We start from the raw sequence: 2,143 nt of genomic DNA, 5'->3' as shown, positions 1-2,143 counted from the left end.
CTCCATGAGGGGAATTGCTATGGTCTGGAATTACAACGACATATCGCCGTGGGCTAAATGGACTGGCGCTTATTACAGTAATCTAAATACTCTTATTGAGGGGTTGCTATACTTGATTTTTGCAAATAAAAACTCTGGCAAATTAAGCATACTCCAGGGTGACGCGTCAGAATTATCTGATCTAGAAGACGAAAGATATGACGTAGTTATTACGGATCCGCCTTATGCAGACGATGTGGCTTATTCCGAACTGAGCGACTTTTACTTCGTGTGGCTTAAGAGGGCGCTCAGCGACAGCGACGGCGCGGCACTTCGGCCTAGGTTTCTGCCCGAGGCGTTTTTCGACGAGCTTGGGCTGGAGGTGGGGACTCAGTGGGAGAGGTTCGCCGTGAGGGAGGTGTCGGAGAGCGAGGGGCGCCGGGAGTATTTCAAGATCAGCGCCACTTTCCGCGAGATGCTGGCTAAGGCTTTTGCCAATGTGCTCAGGTTTTTGAAGGAGGACGGCCTCCTTGTGACTTACTACGTGGCTAAGAAGCCGGAGTCGTGGGCCGCCCTTGTGGACGCCCTCTGGCGCGTGAACGGGCTGGAAATGGTGGCGGCGTACCCGGTGGCTACCGAGAGTGAGGAGAACGTCGTGGCTAGGGGCAAGGCGTCTGTGCTAGGCGGCTACGTCTCTGCGTGGAGGCGCAGGGCCGGGCCGAGGCCACTGGACCTCTCGGCCGAGAGGGAGATGGTAATAGAGGAGGTGGCCGAGAGGGTCGACCGCAGGTTGAGGGCTGTGTCCAGCGGCGCGAAGAAGAAAAACGGGACGACGGCGTGGGTCTACGCCTATTTGGCGGCTTTGGAGTACCTCACGGCCCACAGCCCGGTTATGCTCGGCGGCTTGGAGCTTGATTCCGAGGGGTTGATGAGGCAGGCGGTGGCGATCGCCTTCGAGGCCCTCTTGAGAAAGGCCGGGGTGAGGTTGTCCGACCCGGCGGCGCACGCCTACCTCGCCCTCCGCATTATGGAGAACGAGCGGGGGTATGTGGACAGCGACACTCTGTCTCACGTGGAGCGGGCCACCGGCCTGCCGCACGTAGACCTCATAAAGCTGGGGCTGATTAGGGAGGCCGACGTGGGCGGGCCGAGGGTGGCTAAGCGCAAGGCTTTTGAGGTCCTGGCGCCGCGGGGGGACACGGTGGACGAGATCCGGCGGGTGTACTCGGCTCAGCGGGGGCGGCCGGTGCTTGACTGCTTCCGCCAGCTTCAGCTCAACCTCCTGGCTAAGACCTCCGTGACCTGTGCGCCGGAGGTTAGGGAGGAGGCCTTGGCGCTGGCCAGGGCGCTTGTGGAGCTGGCTAGGGCCGGGGTTCTCGACGAGGACGACGTCGATGTGAAGACCGCGAAGGTTATTCTGGGCGCCGAGTGGTGGGGGTAGGTACTTTTAAGTATCTGAAGAGTTCCATGTGTGTCTTTTGTAAAGTTGTTGGCTGAGGGTAAGATAAGTCCGGCCATCGACATATACGAGGTCTACAAGGCGCTGTTTCTGGGGGAGAGGCCGGAGGAGGCCCACAGAGTGTACTGCGACCCCGACTCCTTTTTCAAGATTACGTACATCACGCCGGGGTTTAGACAGAACCTTGAGGACTTCTTGAAGAAGCTGGCGGCTGGGGAGTCGCAGATATATACCCTACCCGCCTTGCTGGGGGCTGGGAAGTCGCACTTCCTCGCCTTAGTCCTCCACATCGTGGCCTTGTACAAGAGGTGTAAGGGGTCGGGGGAGTGCGTCTCGCGGCACTTGGCTGAGTACGGGATTGAGCTGTATACGCCAACTCTTGCTAAGGTGCCCAATGTTGCAGTTTTCAGTGCAATGCACGAGCTGGGGGTATTTGAACAGAAGATGAGGTCTCTCAAAACTAAGGAGGAGATGCGGGAATTTGTTAGACAATATGTTCCGCTTGTGATTGTATTCGACGAGACGCAGTACCTAGAGGAGGAGCCCGGCTTCGTGCAGTGGATCCAGACGCTGGCCGAGGTTGCGGGGGAGGTTTCCGGCGTCTACCTCTTCGTGTCCTACTCCCTCTTCCCGGAGGGGAGGGGGCCTGCGCTGGAGGTGTCTAGATCGCTGAGCGCCGTGGAGAGGATGAACGTAGTTAGAGTG

The 2,143-nt window shown here is 58.7% G+C and carries 2 pseudogenes; both read left to right on the top strand.

The features are described from left to right. Positions 1-1,420, top strand: a pseudogene (locus ACP5J3_RS13575) (DUF1156 domain-containing protein); the annotation flags it as partial. 30 nt (positions 1,421-1,450) lie between these two features. Next, a pseudogene (locus ACP5J3_RS13570) lies at positions 1,451-2,143 on the top strand (DUF499 domain-containing protein); the annotation flags it as partial.

The organism is Pyrobaculum sp., assembly GCF_049971835.1.
In the GTDB taxonomy this organism is placed as follows: Archaea; Thermoproteota; Thermoprotei; order Thermoproteales; family Thermoproteaceae; genus Pyrobaculum.
Note: the sequence above shows the minus strand (reverse complement) of the source record. Positions and strands in the feature narration are given on the sequence as shown.